This window comes from Alcanivorax sp. REN37, from assembly GCF_041102775.1.
Taxonomy (GTDB): domain Bacteria; phylum Pseudomonadota; class Gammaproteobacteria; order Pseudomonadales; family Alcanivoracaceae; genus Isoalcanivorax; species Isoalcanivorax beigongshangi.
Map to the genome: position 1 here is coordinate 1 of NZ_JBGCUO010000004.1, position 15682 is coordinate 15682.

The 15682-nt window shown below is 59.6% G+C and carries 11 protein-coding genes and 1 tRNA gene; all 12 read right to left on the reverse strand.

What is annotated here, in order from left to right; genetic code table 11:
* Window positions 1-83: 83 nt before the first annotated feature.
* The 12 genes from fusA to AB5I84_RS13640 all read right to left on the reverse strand — a co-directional run bounded on the left by fusA (window position 84) and on the right by AB5I84_RS13640 (window position 15561).
* Window positions 84-2186, reverse strand: a complete 2103-nt coding sequence (gene fusA, locus AB5I84_RS13585; protein WP_369456462.1) for an elongation factor G — start codon at window positions 2184-2186, stop codon at window positions 84-86.
* 77 nt (window positions 2187-2263) lie between these two features.
* A complete protein-coding gene (rpsG, locus tag AB5I84_RS13590; RefSeq protein ID WP_369456463.1) occupies window positions 2264-2734 on the reverse strand; it encodes a 30S ribosomal protein S7 in 471 nt (156 codons plus the stop codon).
* Window positions 2735-2930: 196 nt separating this feature from the next.
* Entirely contained in the window at window positions 2931-3305 is a 375-nt protein-coding gene (gene rpsL / locus AB5I84_RS13595; RefSeq protein WP_369456464.1) for a 30S ribosomal protein S12, read from the reverse strand.
* Window positions 3306-3456: 151 nt separating this feature from the next.
* The gene (gene rpoC, locus AB5I84_RS13600; protein WP_369456465.1) at window positions 3457-7659 is read right to left on the reverse strand and encodes a DNA-directed RNA polymerase subunit beta'; all 4203 of its coding nucleotides are present in this window, start codon (window positions 7657-7659) and stop codon (window positions 3457-3459) included.
* Window positions 7660-7731: 72 nt separating this feature from the next.
* Window positions 7732-11871 (reverse strand): DNA-directed RNA polymerase subunit beta, encoded by a 4140-nt coding sequence (gene rpoB, locus AB5I84_RS13605; RefSeq protein ID WP_369456466.1) that lies wholly within the window; start codon window positions 11869-11871, stop codon window positions 7732-7734.
* 270 nt (window positions 11872-12141) lie between these two features.
* The gene (gene rplL / locus AB5I84_RS13610) at window positions 12142-12516 is read right to left on the reverse strand and encodes a 50S ribosomal protein L7/L12 (RefSeq protein WP_369456467.1); all 375 of its coding nucleotides are present in this window, start codon (window positions 12514-12516) and stop codon (window positions 12142-12144) included.
* A 43-nt stretch (window positions 12517-12559) separates the two neighbouring features.
* Entirely contained in the window at window positions 12560-13066 is a 507-nt protein-coding gene (gene rplJ / locus AB5I84_RS13615; RefSeq protein ID WP_369456468.1) for a 50S ribosomal protein L10, read from the reverse strand.
* 235 nt (window positions 13067-13301) lie between these two features.
* Window positions 13302-13997, reverse strand: a complete 696-nt coding sequence (gene rplA, locus AB5I84_RS13620) for a 50S ribosomal protein L1 (protein WP_369456469.1) — start codon at window positions 13995-13997, stop codon at window positions 13302-13304.
* A gap of 2 nt (window positions 13998-13999) precedes the next feature.
* Window positions 14000-14428: a 50S ribosomal protein L11 gene (gene rplK, locus AB5I84_RS13625; RefSeq protein ID WP_369456470.1), complete on the reverse strand. Its 429-nt coding sequence runs from the start codon at window positions 14426-14428 to the stop codon at window positions 14000-14002.
* Between the two features lie 100 nt (window positions 14429-14528).
* A complete protein-coding gene (gene nusG, locus AB5I84_RS13630; RefSeq protein ID WP_369456471.1) occupies window positions 14529-15062 on the reverse strand; it encodes a transcription termination/antitermination protein NusG in 534 nt (177 codons plus the stop codon).
* Window positions 15063-15071: 9 nt separating this feature from the next.
* Window positions 15072-15446 carry a preprotein translocase subunit SecE gene (gene secE, locus AB5I84_RS13635; RefSeq protein WP_369456472.1) on the reverse strand — a complete coding sequence of 125 codons (375 nt, stop codon included), beginning with the start codon at window positions 15444-15446 and terminating at the stop codon, window positions 15072-15074.
* A 39-nt stretch (window positions 15447-15485) separates the two neighbouring features.
* Window positions 15486-15561: transfer RNA gene (locus AB5I84_RS13640), tRNA-Trp, on the reverse strand.
* Window positions 15562-15682: the final 121 nt, after the last annotated feature.

Below are 15682 nucleotides of genomic sequence, written 5' to 3' on the forward strand. Positions count from 1 at the left end.
AAGTGCGGTTTGGAACGCTCAAATTTAGCCTTTGCCACGACGATATTCCTCTAAATCAATTCTGCTTCAACAGGGGCTGACGATCAGCCCCGGCTCTTGATGACTTCTTGGGCAACGTTGTTCGGGGTTTCCGCGTAGCGGACGAACTCCATGCTGTAGGTCGCGCGGCCCTGGGAGGAGGAACGCAGCGACGTGGCATAACCGAACATTTCTGACAGGGGCACCTCAGCGCGCACCTGCTTACCACCGCCCGGCAGATCTTCCATGCCCTGGACGATGCCGCGGCGACGGTTCAGGTCACCCATGATGTCACCCATGTACTCTTCCGGGGTTTCCACTTCGACCTTCATCATCGGCTCGAGCAGAACCGGACCCGCCTTGATCACACCCTCGCGCACGGACAAAGCACCGGCCATACGGAATGCGTTCTCGTTGGAGTCCACCTCGTGGTAAGAACCGTCGTACAGCACGGCCTTCACACCAAGTACCGGATAACCAGCCAGGACACCCGCTTTCAGCTGATCACGGATACCCTTCTCGATGGCACCAAAGTATTCCTTCGGCACCACGCCGCCGTGAATCTCTTCGACGAACACGAACTCTTCCTCGTTGTCCGCACCCAGAGCTTCGAAGCGCACGCGTACGTGACCGTACTGACCACGACCACCGGACTGCTTGACGAATTTACCCTCGGCTTCCACCGACTTGGTAATGGTCTCGCGGTAGGCCACCTGCGGCTGGCCAATGTTGGCTTCCACGTTGAACTCGCGACGCATACGGTCAACGAGAATCTCAAGGTGGAGCTCGCCCATGCCAGAGATGATGGTCTGGCCGGACTCTTCGTCGGAATGCACGCGGAAGGACGGATCTTCCTGAGCCAGGCGACTCAGTGCGATACCCATCTTTTCCTGGTCCGCTTTGGACTTCGGCTCAACCGCCACCGAGATCACCGGCTCCGGGAATTCCATGCGCTCAAGCACGATCGGCTTGTCCATGGCACACAGGGTTTCACCGGTGGTGACATCCTTCAGGCCCACACAGGCACAGATATCGCCAGCGCGAACTTCTTTGATCTCTTCACGGCTGTTGGCGTGCATCTGCAGCAGACGACCAATGCGCTCGCGCTTCTCTTTGGTGGCGTTGAGCACGGTTTCACCGGAGCTCAGCACACCGGAGTACACGCGCACAAAGGTCAGCGAACCCACGAACGGGTCAGCAGCAATCTTGAACGCCAGCGCGGAGAACGGTTCGTCGTCGGAAGAGTGACGCTCAGCCGGCTCACCGTTCGGCAACTCACCGCGGATGGACTCAACGTCATCCGGTGCCGGCAGGTAGCGCACCACCGCGTCCAGCATCGCCTGCACACCCTTGTTACGGAATGCAGAGCCACACATGGCCGGAACAATCTCACCCGCCAGCACACGCTGACGCAGCGCCGCATGAACTTCTTCCTCGGTCAGCTCATCGCCACCCAAGTATTTTTCCATCAGTTCTTCGGTGGCTTCCGCAGCAGTCTCGATCAGCTTCTCGCGGTACTCGAGGCACTGATCCATCATTTCTGCCGGCGGCTCTTGCAGATCGAAGGTCAGACCCTGATCTTCTTCGTGCCAGTAGATCGCCTTCATGGTGACCAGATCGACCACACCCTGGAAGCCATCTTCAGCGCCGATCGGCAGCTGCAGCGGCACCGCGTTGGCACCCAGGCGCGCCTTCATTTGCTCAACCACGCGCAGGAAGTTAGCGCCGGTACGGTCCATTTTGTTGACGAATGCAACGCGCGGCACCGAGTACTTATTGGCCTGACGCCATACCGTCTCGGACTGCGGCTGCACACCGCCCACGGCGCAGTACACCATTACCGCACCGTCGAGAACACGCATGGAACGCTCCACCTCAATGGTGAAGTCCACGTGCCCCGGGGTATCGATCACGTTGATACGGTGCTCGGGGAATTGCTTGGCCATGCCACTCCAGAAGCAGGTGGTCGCAGCCGAGGTAATGGTAATGCCCCGCTCCTGCTCCTGCTCCATCCAGTCCATGGTGGCCGCGCCGTCGTGGGTCTCGCCCAGCTTGTGGGAGACACCGGTGTAGAACAGGATCCGCTCGGACGTGGTGGTCTTACCCGCGTCAATGTGCGCACTAATCCCGATGTTTCTGTAGCGATTCAGAGGAGTCTTCCGAGCCACGTTTCTATCCTCACGTCATACTTGCTGCAAATACGAAAACCGGCCTGTTCCCAGGCCGGTTGCAGAGCGTGCTCCGATCAGAAACGGTAATGGCTGAAGGCTTTGTTCGCCTCCGCCATACGGTGCACATCTTCACGCTTCCTGACCGCAGAACCCTTACCTTCAGCGGCGTCCATGATCTCGCCAGCCAGGCGGGCGGCCATGCTCTTCTCACCACGCTTGCGAGCAGCGTCTACCAGCCAGCGCATGGCCAGGGCAGTACGGCGACTCGGGCGCACTTCAACCGGAACTTGGTAAGTCGCACCACCAACACGGCGGGACTTCACCTCCACCATCGGACGGATGCCATCGAGGGCTTTCTCGAAGAACTCAAGCGGGTCGGACTTCTTACGCTCTTCAACCACCTCAAGGGCACCGTACACAATCCGCTCAGCGACGGACTTCTTACCGGATTCCATTACGTGGTTCATGAACTTAGCGAGCAACTGGGATCCGAATTTCGGATCCGGCAGAATCTCGCGTTTGGCGACGACGCGACGTCTTGGCATTGGATGTCTTCCTCTACAACCCCGCGGGCGGGGAATGCTTCAGGGTTAACCGGGCCAGCCCCATGGCTACCCGACCTTACTCATCCCACTAGCGGGCAAACCCGCCGTAGTCTGAAGGGGCAACTTGCCCCATGTACGCAAATGTCCAGCATCTCTGCCAGAACATCTGGTCAGCACCGTCCTACGCCGGTCGCTGTTATTTCTTCGGACGCTTGGCGCCGTATTTGGAACGACGCTGTTTGCGACCGTTCACACCGGCGGTGTCCAGGGTGCCGCGCACGGTGTGGTAACGCACACCCGGCAAGTCCTTCACACGGCCGCCGCGGATCAGTACCACGGAGTGCTCTTGCAAGTTGTGGCCTTCACCACCGATGTAGGAGCTGACTTCGTAGCCGTTGGTCAGGCGCACACGGCACACCTTACGCAGCGCCGAGTTCGGCTTTTTCGGGGTGGTGGTGTACACACGGGTGCACACACCGCGGCGCTGCGGGTTGCCCTGCAGGGCAACTGAGTCGCTTTTCTCTACCTTGCTCTTGCGCGGCTTGCGCACCAGCTGGTTTACGGTTGACATGAAAACTAACGCTCCACGCTTACTATTTCGTGACGGTGACCGGGATGACCCACAACCCGTCACCCGAAAGGGTGCGAATTGTAGGGACCGGCCCCTGTGCAAGTCAAGATTTCAGGGGCCTTCCCGATGTCGTTAAAAGGGCCGCCGGGCCTCAGTTCTCGTCAGAGAAGCTGAGAGCGTCGGACAACGCCTGCTCCACTTCGTCCATCGTCGGTGCCACCGGGCCCCGGGCCAGATCGCGCTGACGACGACGTTCCGCGTGGTAGGCGTAACCGGTTCCGGCCGGAATCAGTCGACCCACCACCACGTTTTCCTTCAGGCCGCGCAGGCCATCTTCCTTGCCGGTCACCGCTGCTTCCGTCAACACCCGGGTGGTCTCCTGGAAGGAGGCCGCGGAGATGAAGGACTCGGTCGCCAAGGACGCCTTGGTGATACCCAGCAGCAAACGGTCGAAGTGCGGCAGCATCTTGTCATCCGCCTTCAGGTGATCGATCTCTGCCAGCACACGTGCCAGCTCGACCTGCTCACCCTTGATGAAGGACGACTCACCCACTTCAGTGATCTCAACCTTGCGCAGCATCTGGCGGATGATCACTTCAATGTGCTTGTCGTTGATCTTCACACCCTGCAGGCGGTAAACCTCCTGCACTTCGTTGACGATGTAGCGCGCCAACTCGGTTTGACCCAGCAAACGCAGGATATCGTGGGGGTTCAGCGGACCGTCGGAGATCACCTCACCGCGGTTCACGTGCTCACCTTCGAACACGTTCAGCTGACGCCACTTGTGGATCAGTTCTTCGTAAACGTCACCACCGCCATCCGGCGTGATCACCAGCCGCACCTTGCCCTTGGTTTCTTTACCGAACGACACCACACCGGATTTCTCGGCGAGGATAGCCGCTTCTTTCGGCTGACGCGCTTCGAACAGGTCGGCCACGCGCGGCAGACCACCGGTGATGTCACGAGTCTTGGAGGATTCCTGCGGAATCCGCGCAATCACGTCACCCGCCTGGATTTCCGCACCGTCTTTCAGGGCAGTCATCGCCAGCGCCGGCAGGAAGTACTGTGCCGGGGTGTCGGAGTTGGCCATGGTGACCGGCTTGCCTTTCGCATCCAAGATACGGATCACCGGACGCAGGTCTTTACCTGCAGACGGACGATCTTTGGCGTCGATCACTTCCACCATGCTCAGACCGGTCAGTTCATCGGTCTGGTAGTTCACGGTGATGCCTTCTTCCATGTCGCCGAACTGCACACGCCCTTCCACCTCTACGATGATCGGGTGGGTGTGCGGGTCCCAAGTGGCTACAACCTGGCCGCCCTGCACTACGTCGCCATCACGCGCGGTGATGGTGGCACCGTAAGGCAGCTTGTAGCGCTCGCGCTCACGACCCAACTCGTCAGCCACCGCCAACTCACCGGACCGGGACACGGCAACCAAGCCGTCCTTGTGGCTCACGGTTTTGATGTTGTGCAGGCGTACGGTACCGCCATGCTTGATCTGGATGCTGGATACCGCAGAGGCCCGGCTCGCCGCACCACCGATGTGGAAGGTCCGCATGGTCAGCTGAGTACCCGGCTCACCGATGGACTGTGCCGCAATGACACCCACCGCCTCACCGATGTTAATGCGGTGGCCACGGGCCAAGTCACGGCCGTAGCACTGGGCACACACGCCGTAGCGGGTGGCACAGGTGATCGCCGAGCGCACCCGCAACTCGTCAACCGCATTCTCTTCCAGCAGATCAACCCAGGCTTCGTCGAGCAAGGTACCGGCTTCCACCAGCACTTCCTCGGTGCCCGGCTTGAGCACGTCCAGCGCCGCAACGCGGCCCAGTACGCGATCGCGCAGCGGCTCAACAACGTCACCGCCTTCGATCAGCGGGGTCATCAGTACGCCCTGCTCGGTGCCGCAGTCTTCCTCGGTCACTACCAGATCCTGCGCCACGTCCACCAAACGACGGGTCAGGTAACCGGAGTTCGCGGTTTTCAGTGCGGTATCCGCCAGACCCTTCCGCGCGCCGTGGGTGGAGATGAAGTACTGCAGTACGTTCAAGCCTTCACGGAAGTTGGAGGTGATCGGCGTTTCGATGATGGAGCCGTCCGGCTTGGCCATCAGGCCACGCATGCCCGCCAACTGGCGGATCTGCGCTGCGGAACCCCGCGCACCGGAGTCGGCCATCATCCAGATCGAGTTGAAGGAGCTTTGCAGCTCTTCCTTGCCCTCACGGTTGATCACCACCTCGGTTTTGAGGTTGTCCATCATCGCTTTGGCGATCAGGTCGTTGGTGCGCGACCAAATATCGATCACCTTGTTGTAACGCTCACCGCGGGTTACCAAACCGGAAGCAAACTGCTCCTCGATCTCGCGGATCTCGTCTTCAGCCTTCGCCAGGATGTCGGCTTTTTCGGCCGGGATCACCATGTCCTCAATGCCCACAGAGGAGCCCGAGTAGGTGGCCTCGCGGAAGCCGAGGTACATCAGCTGGTCAGCGAAGATACAGGTCTGCTTAGTGCCCAGCAGGCGGTAGCACTGGTTCAGCAGGCGCGATACCGCCTTCTTGGTCATCGCCTGGTTCACGGCTTCGAAACCGATGCCGCGCGGCACGATTTCCCACAGCTTGCAGCGACCGGCGGTGGTGTCGGCCATGAAGGTCTGCTGCACGATGTTGCCGTCTTGGTCGATCACCGCTTCGTTGATGCGCACCTTGATCCGCGCATGCAGGTCGATGGCACCGCTGGCCAGCGCGCGGCCGACTTCACGGGTGTCAGCGAACGACATGCCCTCACCCTTGCCGTTCACACGGTCACGGGTGATGTAGTACAGGCCCAATACTACGTCCTGGGTCGGCACGATGATCGGCTCACCGCTCGCCGGCGACAGGATGTTGTTGGTGGACATCATCAGCGCGCGAGCTTCGAGCTGGGCTTCCAGGGTCAGCGGTACGTGCACCGCCATCTGGTCACCGTCAAAGTCAGCGTTGAACGCAGCACACACCAGCGGGTGCAGCTGGATTGCCTTACCTTCAATCAGCACCGGCTCGAACGCCTGGATACCAAGGCGGTGAAGGGTCGGCGCACGGTTCAGCAGTACCGGGTGCTCGCGAATCACTTCGGCGAGGATGTCCCACACCTCAGCGGTTTCGCGCTCAACCATCTTCTTGGCCGCCTTGATGGTGGTGGCCAGGCCGCGCTGCTCCAGCTTGGCGAAGATGAACGGCTTGAACAGCTCCAGCGCCATCTTCTTCGGCAGCCCACACTCGTGCAGCTTCAGGGTCGGGCCCACCACGATCACCGAACGACCGGAGTAGTCCACTCGCTTACCGAGCAGGTTCTGACGGAAACGACCCTGCTTGCCCTTGATCATGTCGGCCAAGGACTTCAGCGGGCGCTTGTTAGAACCGGTGATGGCACGGCCACGGCGGCCGTTGTCCAGCAGCGCATCCACCGCTTCCTGCAGCATGCGCTTTTCGTTGCGCACGATGATGTCCGGCGCCGCCAGATCCAGCAGCCGCTTGAGGCGGTTGTTGCGGTTGATCACGCGGCGGTACAGATCGTTCAGGTCCGAGGTGGCGAAGCGACCGCCGTCCAGCGGCACCAGCGGACGCAGGTCCGGCGGCAACACCGGCAGCACCGTCATGATCATCCACTCCGGGCGGTTGCCCGACGCCTGGAAGGCTTCCATCAGCTTGGTGCGCTTGGACAGCTTTTTGAGCTTGGTATCCGAGCCGGTGGACTCGATTTCCTGACGCAGGGTGGCGATTTCGTCTTCCAGATCGAGGTCAGCCAGCAGGTACTGGACGGCTTCGGCACCCATGCGGGCATCGAACTCATCGCCGAACTCTTCCAGCTTCTCGAAGTACTCTTCGTCGGACAGCAGCTGACCTTTCTCAAGGTCGGTCATGCCCGGCTCGACCACCACGAAGGATTCGAAGTACAGCACCCGCTCAATGTCGCGCAGGGTCATATCCAGCATCAGGCCGATGCGGGACGGCAGTGACTTCAGGAACCAGATGTGCGCGACCGGGCTGGCCAGCTCAATATGGCCCATGCGCTCGCGGCGCACTTTGGACAACGTCACTTCAACGCCGCACTTCTCGCAGATCACACCGCGGTGCTTCAGGCGCTTGTACTTGCCGCACAGGCATTCGTAGTCCTTGATCGGACCAAAAATGCGCGCACAGAACAGGCCATCCCGTTCCGGCTTAAAGGTACGGTAGTTGATGGTCTCCGGCTTTTTCACTTCGCCAAAAGACCAAGAACGGATCAGGTCCGGCGGCGCCAAACCGATCTTAAGTTTGTCGAACTCAGTGACTTGTCCCTGATTCTTCAAAAGATTAAGCAAGTCTTTCAAGGCCAGTCCTCCAACAGGAGTGTTAACTCGCGACGCGTTCTATCCGGGGAAAGCTGATCCGGGGAACCCGGATCAGTCGTTTTCCAGCTCGATATTGATGCCCAGAGAACGGATTTCTTTCAGCAGTACGTTGAAGGATTCCGGCATGCCAGGATCCATCCGGTGATCGCCATCGACGATGTTTTTGTAAATGCGCGTACGCCCATTCACATCGTCCGACTTCACCGTCAGCATTTCCTGCAGGGTGTAGGCTGCGCCATAAGCTTCCAGCGCCCACACTTCCATCTCCCCGAAACGCTGGCCCCCGAACTGCGCCTTACCACCCAGCGGCTGCTGGGTCACAAGCGAGTAGGAACCGGTGGAGCGGGCGTGCATCTTGTCATCCACCAAGTGGTTCAGCTTGAGCATGTACATGTAGCCGACGGTCACCTTGCGATCGAAGGCATCGCCGGTACGACCATCCCACAGCTGCACTTGGCCGGACGGATCCATGCCTGCCAGCTCGAGCAACTTATCGACTTCCACTTCCTGCGCACCGTCAAATACCGGGGTGGCCATCGGCACACCGTCACGCAGGTTGTTGGCCAGCTCGACAATTTCCTCGTCGCTGAACAGCGTCAGATCTTCCGGATTGTGGACATCACCGGTCTCGTTGTAGATGCGCTCCAAGAACTCACGCACTTCCTCTACCTTGCGCTGCTGATCGATCATTTCACCGATCCGCTCGCCAAGGCCGCGGGCGGCCCAGCCAAGGTGGGTTTCGAGAATCTGGCCGATGTTCATCCGCGACGGTACGCCGAGCGGGTTGAGCACCAGGTCCACCGGCACGCCGTTCTCATCGTGCGGCATGTCCTCTTCCGGCATGATCACGGAGATCACACCCTTGTTACCGTGACGGCCAGCCATTTTATCGCCCGGCTGAATGCGCCGTTTGATAGCCAGGTAGACCTTGACGATCTTCATCACGCCGTGAGCGAGGTCGTCGCCGCCGGTGATCTTGCCCTGCTTGTCCTTGAAGCGCTCTTCCTGCTCTTTCTTGTGCGCTTCCAGGTATTGCTGGGCGCGCTCCAACTGCTCGGCCAACTCATCATCAGCCGGACGCAGTTCGAACCACTGCTCAGCCTTGAGGTCGTCGAGGATGGCGTCGGTCAGTTCGGTGCCACGCTTGAGGCCAGCACCACCGTTGACCTTCTTGCCCAGCAACTCACGGCGCAGACGCTCCAGCATGTCGAGCTCAAGGATGCGGTACTCGTCTTTCAGGTCCTTGCGGAACTGGTCGAGTTGCATCTGCTCGATCTGCTTGGCGCGCTCGTCTTTCTCAACGCCGTCGCGGGTGAACACCTGCACGTCGATGACGGTGCCCTTGACGCCGGACGACACACGCAGGGAGGTGTCCTTCACGTCAGAGGCTTTCTCGCCAAAGATCGCGCGCAGCAGTTTTTCTTCCGGGGTCAGCTGGGTTTCGCCCTTCGGCGTGACCTTGCCGACCAGGATGTCGCCGGCGCTGACTTCCGCACCGATGTAGACGATCCCGGACTCATCCAGCTTCGACAGCGCTGCTTCACCGACGTTGGGAATATCGGAAGTGATTTCTTCCGGCCCCAGCTTGGTGTCGCGCGCCACACAGGTCAGTTCCTGGATGTGGATGGTGGTGAAGCGGTCTTCACGTACCACCTTCTCGGAAATGAGGATGGAGTCCTCGAAGTTGTAGCCGTTCCAAGGCATGAACGCGACGCGCATGTTCTGACCCAGCGCCAGCTCACCCATATCGGTGGACGGGCCGTCAGCCAGAATGTCGCCACGCTCGACCTTGTCACCTACGTTCACCAGCGGACGCTGGTTAATGCAGGTGTTCTGGTTCGAGCGGGTGTATTTGGTGAGGTTGTAGATGTCCACACCGGCTTCGCCCTCGGCGATTTCGGCGTCGTACACCTTCACGATCACACGGCTGGCGTCGACCTTGTCGATCACACCGCCACGACGTGCCACCACACACACACCGGAGTCACGGGCAACGTTGCGCTCCATGCCGGTTCCCACCAGCGGCTTTTCAGCACGCAAGGTCGGCACCGCTTGGCGCTGCATGTTGGAACCCATCAAGGCGCGGTTCGCATCATCGTGCTCGAGGAACGGGATCAGCGCCGCCGCCACCGACACCACCTGGTGCGGGGAGACGTCCATGTGGGTGATCTGTTCCGGCGCCATCACGGTGAATTCATCGTGGTGACGTACGGTCACGAACTCTTCCACGAAGCGGCCGCCTTCGATCAAGGAATCCGCCTGCGCAATCACGCACTCAGCTTCTTCGATCGCAGACAGGTACTCGATGTCGTCGGTCACCTGGCCGTTGATCACCTTGCGGTACGGGCTCTCGAGGAAGCCGTAGCTGTTGGTGCGGGCGTAGGTGGCCAGCGAGTTGATCAAACCGATGTTCGGACCTTCCGGCGTCTCAATCGGGCACACGCGACCGTAGTGGGTCGGGTGCACGTCACGCACTTCAAAGCCGGCACGCTCACGGGTCAGACCGCCTGGGCCCAACGCAGAAACACGACGCTTGTGGGTGATCTCGGACAGCGGGTTGTTCTGGTCCATGAACTGGGACAGCTGGGACGAGCCGAAGAACTCCTTCACCGCCGCTGCCACCGGCTTGGCGTTGATCAGGTCCTGCGGCATCAGCCCTTCGGACTCCGCCAGCGACAGGCGCTCCTTGACGGCGCGCTCAACACGCACCAAGCCGACGCGGAACTGGTTCTCCGCCATCTCGCCCACGGAACGCACCCGGCGGTTACCGAGGTGGTCGATGTCGTCAACGATGCCGTGGCCGTTACGGATGTCCACCAGCGTGCGGATCACGTCAACAATATCGGAAACACCGTCGCCCACTTCCTCGAAGAAGCGCTTGCCTTCCTCATCGTTACGTTGGCTGAAGTAACGGCCATCGTAGAGGATGCCCGGACCGATGATTTCTTCGCGGCCCAGACGGCGGTTGAACTTCATGCGGCCAACGCCGGAAAGGTCGTAGCGCTCCTCAGTGAAGAACAGGTTGCGGAACAGGTTCTCCGCGGCGTCCTTAGTAGGCGGCTCGCCCGGGCGCATCATGCGGTAGATTTCCACCAGCGCTTCGAGTTGGCTGCGGGTCGCATCGGAACGCAGCGTGTCCGACATGAACGCGCCATGATCGAGGTCGTTGGTGTACAGGGTTTCGAACTCGGTGACCCCGGCTTTATCGAGCTTGGCCAGCACATCGGCGGTCAGCTCGGTGTTGCACTCCATCAGGATTTCACCAGTGTCCTGGTTGATGATGGAATGCGCCAGCACCTTGCCATGCAGGTACTCGGCCGGAATTTCCAGATATTCAATGTTGGCTTTTTCAAGCTCGCGGATGTGGCGCGCGGTAATCCGGCGACCGATTTCAACCACGACCTTGTCGCCCGCCATGATGTCGAACGTGGCGGTTTCACCGCGCAGACGCTCTGCGATCAGGCGCACTTTGTACACGCCCTTATCGTTAACGATCTGGTTGGTGTCGAAGAACATCGACAGAATTTCGTCGGAGTTGTAGCCCAGCGCACGCAGCAGCACCGTGGCCGGCAGTTTGCGGCGACGGTCGATCCGGACGAACACCTGATCCTTCGGGTCGAACTCGAAGTCGAGCCAGGAGCCACGGTAGGGAATCACGCGCGCGGAATACAGCAGCTTGCCGGAGCTGTGGGTCTTGCCCTTGTCGTGGTCGAAGAACACGCCCGGAGAGCGGTGCAGCTGAGACACGATAACGCGCTCGGTACCGTTGATGATGAAGGTACCGTTTTCGGTCATGAGCGGAATTTCGCCCATGTAAACCTGCTGCTCGCGGATGTCTTTGATCGCGCCGGACGACTCACGGTCGTAGATCACCAGACGAATGCGCACGCGCAGCGGTGCCGCATAGGTCGCCCCACGCAGCATGCATTCTTTCACGTCAAACACAGGTTTGCCGAGTTCATAACCGGCATACTCCAGCGCCGCGTTGCCGGAATAGCTGGAAATTGGGAATACGGACTTGAAGGCAGCTTCCAGGCCGATCGGATCCCGTGACTCGCTGCCCTTATCCTGCTGCAGGAAAGAGCGGTACGAATCAAGCTGGATCGCGAGGAGGTAGGGAACCTCCATCACCTTAGGGAGCTTGCCGAAATTCTTGCGGATCCGCTTTTTCTCAGTAAATGAGTATGCCATCTGCGTTCCTCGGCTGTTGAAACGGTCGCATGGTCACGCGACGCATTACACGATTACGTGCTGGTGTGCAGGCTACCGGCCTGCCCCGATGCTTCACGGCACCGGCCGTCACGCATCCGCTGAGACTCCGGTTTTGAAGCTCTACGGCCGCGGCTGACGAGGTTTCCGCCAGCGTCAAGACTTGATCAGAAACGACAAAAGGCTGGCAGCCAAACAGGGCTGCCAGCCGGTGTCTTCCCGGATTTCGGAAAGACGCAAGCGCATCGGCGCTTACTTGACCTCGACGGTACCGCCAGCTTCTTCGATCTTTTTCTTCAGATCTTCGGCTTCGGCTTTGGAAACGCCTTCTTTCACGGTAGCCGGCACGCCTTCTACCATGTCTTTGGCTTCCTTCAGGCCCAGGCCGGTTGCTTCGCGGACTGCCTTGATCACGCCGACTTTCTTGTCGCCGAAGCCGGTCAGTACAACGTTGAACTCGGTTTGCTCTTCAGCGGCAGCAGCAGCGCCAGCGCCCGGAGCAGCCGCTACAGCGACAGCAGCAGCAGACACGTCAAACTTCTCTTCGAATGCGGAGATCAGCTCAACCAGTTCCAGAACGGACAGTTCGGCCACTGCATTCAGGATATCTTCTTTGGACATTGCCATTTCAAATTCTCCAGGATCTTTTCAGGTGTGGATCAAGCAGCGATCAGGCTGCCTGCTCTTCGTTCTTTTCTTTCAGTGCCGTCAGCAGACGGCCCAGCTTGGACACCGGCGCCTGCAGGACGGAGACCAGCATGGTCAGAGCCTGTTCGCGGTTCGGCAGCTTGGCCAATACATCCAGTTCTGCGCCGACGAACAGCTTGCCGTCGTACGCACCGGACTTCAGCTCAAGTGCTTTGTTGTCCTTGCTGAAATCAGAGAACAGGCGGGCAGCGGCGCCCATGTCGTTCTCAGACATTGAAAGACCGATGATGGTCGGACCGACCAGCGTTTCGTTCAGCGTTTCGAACGCAGTACCTTCCAGCGCACGACGCGCCAAGGTATTACGGACAATACGCAGGTAAACGTTGGATTCCCGCGCCTTGGCACGCAGAGCAGTCATCTGCCCCACGGTCAGGCCACGGTAGTCGGCGACCACAGCGGAGAAGGCATTGGACGCAGCGTCATTGACCTCTGCGACAATGACCTTCTTGTCTTCAAGCTTCAGAGTCACTGTGCATCTCCTCAGTTGAACCAGCCGATCCAAAGATCGACCTCCCAGGGTGAAGACATTACTGTCTTCCGTCGCGGGGGACGGGAGCTGCAACAGCTCTTGAACCACACCGCGTCTGCGCAGGCTGGAGTATTAAGTCCCGAAGGACGCCTGTGGTCTTTGACGCCCCGGCAGAGCCGGGATCAAAGTCAAAGGGCCGGTCGGGCAGCCCGACCGGCCAGTTGAAACCTTTTAATCAGATAACCAGGGTCGCCATGTCCACCGCCAGGCCAGGGCCCATGGTGGTGGAGAGAGTGACCTTCTTCAGGTAAACACCCTTGGAAGACGCCGGCTTGATCTTACGCAGATCAGCGATCAGCGCTTCGACGTTTTCCTTGATGGCGTTGGCGTCAAAGCCAACCTGACCCACTACACAGTGGATGATGCCGCCTTTGTCGGTGCGGTAGCGCACCTGACCGCCTTTGGCGTTTTTCACCGCCGTCACAACATCCGGGGTCACGGTGCCGACTTTCGGGTTCGGCATCAGGCCACGCGGACCAAGGATGGTACCCAGACGGCCCACAACGCGCATGGCGTCGGGAGTAGCGATAACCACGTCAAAGTTGATTTCACCGCCCTGAACCTGCTCAGCCAGGTCTTCAAAACCGACCACATCAGCACCGGCTTCGCGGGCAGCATCAGCGTTTGCGCCTTGGGCAAACACAGCAACACGCACAGTCTTGCCGGTACCGTGGGGCAGCACCGAGGCGCCACGCACGTTTTGGTCGGATTTGCGCGGATCAACACCGAGGTTGATCGCTACGTCGATGGACTCTTTGAACTTCACGGTGGACAGTTCAGTCAGCAGAGTCACTGCGTCGTCGATGGCGTACTGCTTGCCAGCGACAATTTTTTCACGGATGGCGCGCTCGCGCTTAGTCAGCTTGGACATGATCAGTTCTCCACCTCAAGACCCATGGAACGGGCAGAGCCTGCCAGCGTGCGTACAGCAGCATCCATATCGGCTGCTGTCAGGTCAGGACGCTTGGTGGTGGCGATCTCTTCCAGCTGGGCGCGGGTAACCTTGCCCACCTTGTTCTTGTTCGGCACACCAGAACCGGACTTCACACCCGCTGCTTTTTTCAGCAGATAGGCCGCCGGCGGGGTCTTCATCACGAAGGTAAAGGAACGGTCGCTGTATACAGTGATAACCACCGGGATCGGAGCGCCCTTCTCCAGCTCTTGGGTCTGCGCGTTAAACGCTTTGCAGAACTCCATGATGTTCACACCGTGCTGACCGAGAGCCGGACCAACCGGCGGGCTCGGGTTTGCGGCACCGGCTGCAACTTGCAGCTTGATGTACGCCTGAATCTTCTTGGCCATGAGATAACTCCCTTGGGTTCAAACGCGTAGCCCGGGCGGGCATCGGCTCCCCTGAGGTTTGCAAACGCCCCGGCCGCCAACGGCGACCAGGGCTCCAAGATCAGGTTTTCTCGACCTGACCGAATTCCAGCTCCACCGGGGTGGAACGACCGAAAATAAGTACAGCCACTTGCAGCCGGCTCTTTTCGTAATTCACTTCTTCAACCACACCGTTGAAGTCTGCGAACGGGCCATCTGCCACGCGCACCACTTCACCCGGCTCAAACAATGTCTTCGGCTTGGGCTTGTCCACACTGTCATCGAGGCGGCGCAGAATCGCTGCAGCTTCGCGCTCAGTGATGGGAGAGGGCTTATCCGGCGTACCGCCGATGAAGCCCATCACCTTCGGTGTCTCCTTGATCAAGTGCCAGGTGCCTTCGTTCATTTCCATCTGCACCAGCACATAACCCGGGAAGAACTTCCGCTCGGACTTACGCTTCTGGCCACCCTTGATCTCCACCACTTCTTCGGTAGGAACTAGGATGTCGCCGAAAAACTCTTCCATGCCCCGCATCTTCACGCGGTCTTCCAGTGCCCGCTTGACGTATTTCTCAAAGCCGGAATAGGCATGCACTACATACCAGCGCTTGGCCATGCTTGCCCCTTATCCAATAACCATTGATACGAGACTGCTCAGCACCCAGTCGAAGAAGAACAGCAACAGGGATACGAACAGTACGAACACCAGCACGATCAGCGTGGTCTGGACTGTTTCCTGGCGTGTTGGCCACACCACCCGCCGCATCTCCACCATCGCGTCTTTGCGCAGCTGGTTGAAGGCACGTCCCTGGATGGTTTGCAGCGCAACAAAGGCTGCTACAGCCGCGATGGCCCCGATGGCAAGGAAGCGGTACAGCGGTGAAATGTCGGAGTAGAAACTGTTGCCCCACACCGCCACGGCGATCAGCGCGACCACCACCGCCCACTTGATAGCCTCTAGCGGGGACGCACCGGTACGGGCCTCTGCTTTTTCACTCATTTCGATGACTCCGCCAATCGCTGCCGCGCTGGGAGAATATGGCAGGCCAGGAGGGACTCGAACCCCCAACCCCCGGTTTTGGAGACCGGTGCTCTACCAATTGAACTACTGGCCTGTAACGTAAACCTTGATGATCTTGAAACCGCTGACCGGGCGCTGCCCGGCCAGCGTACTACTTCACGACAACTCTAAAACTTAGGCGATGATCTTCGCCACAACGCCGGCGCCAACGGTAC